This window comes from Planctomycetia bacterium (assembly GCA_034440135.1).
GTDB lineage: Bacteria > Planctomycetota > Planctomycetia > Pirellulales > JALHLM01 > JALHLM01.
Genome location: JAWXBP010000527.1, coordinates 1 through 3,347 on the forward strand (window position 1 = coordinate 1; position 3,347 = coordinate 3,347).

General features: G+C 63.8%; 2 protein-coding genes. Both read right to left on the reverse strand.

The features are described from left to right. The coding region (locus SGJ19_29475) for an EF-hand domain-containing protein (GenBank protein ID MDZ4784396.1) at window positions 1–1,293 on the reverse strand (1,293 nt) is incomplete at its 3' end. Between the two features lie 39 nt (window positions 1,294–1,332). Further along, window positions 1,333–2,907, reverse strand: coding sequence for a DUF1549 and DUF1553 domain-containing protein (locus SGJ19_29480; GenBank protein MDZ4784397.1), 1,575 nt, complete (start codon window positions 2,905–2,907; stop codon window positions 1,333–1,335). Between the last annotated feature and the right edge of the window lie 440 nt (window positions 2,908–3,347).

Here is a 3,347-nt window from a genome sequence, read left to right on the forward strand (position 1 = left end):
CTCGCCCGCCTCGGCCTGCGCGGCGACTTCACCGGAATTCGTGCCGTCGGACACCGAGAACGCTAACGTGAGATTCGGCCAATCGAATTGCGCGGAACGCTCCGTCTGGCGTTGTTGCACGCCGCTTGAAAGCTCCGCGCGCAGATCGGCCAGTCGCAACTGGCCGCCGGCCGTGTCCGTAGCGCCGAAGTCAATCTCCATGCGCACGTGCGGCGTCAGATAGTTCAGGATCTCCGCCTCCGGCAGGCTCAGCAGCCCGTTTTCGTCGGCGTCGAGCTTCTTCGCCAACTCGGGAAACAGCGGTAGCGGTTCGCCGCGAAACTGTCCGTGCATCAGATAGCGTTCATCGAGCTCGTAGTGGATCACGCCCCAATCCGTTTCCTCGTCGAGAATCGACGCCGTCGTGACGACATTTCCCATCGCGCCGGTGTTCATCGCCTGTTGCGGCATGCCCATCGTCGGCGCGCCGAGGTCGTCGGGCGTGAGTCGTTCATCGTCGTTCACATCGGCCAAGCGCAGTTGTGCAGGCGCAAGGTCGATTTCTTCCAGCGAGAGCGCCCCGTCGCCATCCGTGTCGAGCAACCGCGCGACTTCGCCAGCCGTGGTGGTTCCGCCGGGGCCGTCGGCGTGATCGAGCCGAAATGCCAGGCCGGCGTCGCCGTGCCCGAGCAGATTCCAAAGCTCGCTGCGATCGACGGTGCCGTCGCGGTCGCGGTCGTAAAAAGTTTGCGTATCGCCGCCGGTCTGTCCCACGAATTGCGGGATGCCCGAGCGCTGGTTGGCGAGCGCTTCGGTCCACTTCGTGTCGCCGTCCTTATCAGTGTCAGCGGCCTTGAGCAATTCATCGACAAAGGCATCGTTCATCTCGACCGCGCCTCGCCCATCAATCCGTAAGACAAACTCCACGATCAGCGGCCCGCTCGGCGTGTACAGTAACAATCGTTTCGTTTGTCCCTTGGCGGGCGGTACGGCTGCGGCCGACTCGGCGGGCGTACCGTCTACAGTCGCGGCAGCTACTTCCGTCGTCGCGGGAGCAGCGTCGACGTTTTCCGCCGCTGGCTTCGTGTCCGCTGCGGCAGCCGTCTCCGTTGCAGCAGGCTCCTTCGACGGCTCCGCCGGCGCTTCCTTGCTCACTACCGAATCCGGCGGCGGCGGCGTGGGAACATCCTGCGCTGGCGAAACTTCCGGTGCGGCGACCACTGGCGCTGGCGTAACCGGCGCCGGCGGCGCGGAATTGTTGCAGCCCACTACGCCGACAATCGCTAGCAGCGCGATCCCTACAAAGCGTCTCATGGCTGCCTCCTCTCGTTTCGCGACGAGCGACACAGTGCGCTAATGATTCAGTGAGAACTCAGCGCTGTTTAGCAGCGCCCAGCAGACGTCGCTCAACGCCTGGCGTCGATCTCCATTCGCGCCGCCGTTGGCGAGATAGGTCGAGAGCACCGACGACTCCTGCTCAGTCGGCAATCGCGTCAACGACGACAAGAACAGCGCTTCGACGCGTTCTTCGTCCGACAAGAACGGCGCTTCGAGCGCTCCCAGCAACCCACTGCGTTCCAGGTCCGTCGCTTCGACGATCTGCGCGCCGTTCATCAACGTCAATGCCTGCGGGATGCCCGATTGCAGTTCCGGGCCCCCCGCCGTCGGGCTTTGGAACTTGGCGCGGAACGCCTGCCGTTCCGGATCGAGCCCCATCAGAAACGCCTGCTCGGGCGACATGTCATTGTTGGTACGTTGGCGGCGCATGACCTTGAGCAGCGAGTCATACAACTGATCCGCCGACAACGTCTTGATCGACATCCGCGCAAACTGCTCGTGCTTGGCCGGTTCGCCATCCACTTCGCTGGACAGTTGATACGCCCGCGTCCGCGCCAGCGTGCGGAACAGCTCCCGCATGTCGTAACCGCTGTCGATGAAGTAGTTGGCCAATTCCTCGAGCAACTCCGGATGGCTCGGCGGGTTGGCGTCGCGCATGTCGTCCACCGGGTCGATCAAGCCGCGGCCGAACAATAGCGCCCAAGCGCGATTCACCGCGGCGCGAGCGAAGTAAGGATTATCGCGCGAAGCGAGCCAAATCGCCAACTGTCGCCGGCGTCCTTCCGCGTCCGAGGCGTCGACCGGCTGACCATCCAGGAAGCGCGGCTCCACCGTCTCGGTCGTCTCCGGCAACATCACTTCGCCGGAATCGGTATCGATCACCTGCGCGGAAAGCCGGCGCTGGCTTTGCCCTGGTCGCAGCCGTGCGAAGAACGCCGCATAGCCCCAGAAGTCCTTTTGTTTCCACTTGTCGAACGGATGATCGTGACATTGCGCGCACTCGATTTGCACGCCGAGAAAAATCCGCGCCGTCCGCGCCGCCAGATCTTCCGGCTTCAATTGCAAGGCCGTGTAGAACAAGGCCGGGCCGGTTTCGTTGCCGGCGCCGGTGGTGACCAATAAATCCGCGACGACGTTGTCGTAACGCGTGTTCTCGGCGAAGTGTCCGCGCAGCCAACGCTCGAAACCGATCACGCCGCCGAACTGCTGGATGTCCATATCGCCCGGCAAGAGCATCTGCCGCCAGACGTTCGCTAGGTGAGAAGCATAGGCAGGGCTTTCGGTCAGGCGATCGATCAACTTGGCCCGCTTGTCCGGATCGGCGTCGGCGAAAAACGTTCGGGCTTCGGCCGCCGTGGGGATCGTGCCCGCCAAATCCAGATACGCGCGGCGGAGAAACTCGGCGTCCCCGGCCGGCGCGGTCGGCGTGACGCCGGCCTGTTGCCATTCGGCGGCGAGTAGTTCATCAACCCGCGCGAGCATCCGCGCGCGGTCCGGGCCATCCGTGATTTCGCCGACCTTCGCGCCGATCGCAACCTGCGCGGCCAAGATGCAACCCAGCCCGATTCCCCAGCGCAACGCCGAAATCATCGCGACCTCCACGTCTGCCCGATTGCCTTGCCCGGGCGGCGGTAGTTCGTACCGGTCCCAGAATTATTCTCCGCTTTCGCCCCAAGGTTCGCAATCTGAGCGGCGAAAAGTTTTGAGGCCGTCGGCGACTTTGCAGTTTAAGCCCAGGGAAGGCCCTCGTAGAAGTTACCAATGGAACGGTCATGGGTGGCCTTCCCTGGGCTTGACGTCCAACAACTTAGCAACCGTGAAGAACGGCCCTCCCTGAGCTTGGCGACGACAGCAATCGGAACTTCCCCCGGCGGCTTTCCCCACTTACCATGAATACATGCCAGCTACCATGAATCCGCCGGGGGACGATCGGCGCGGCGCCGCGCCCGGCGAGCGGTCCGATGCCATGCGGCGCAAGGCCGCGGAAGCCAGCGCCAAAGGCATGTCGTTCTTGCAGCCGCGGCTGCATC

Excerpts from the sequence above, each read along its gene's own strand:
- SGJ19_29480 (MDZ4784397.1), bottom strand. The coding sequence starts at position 2,907 with ATGATTTCGGCGTTGCGCTGGGGAATCGGGCTGGGTTGCATCTTGGCC.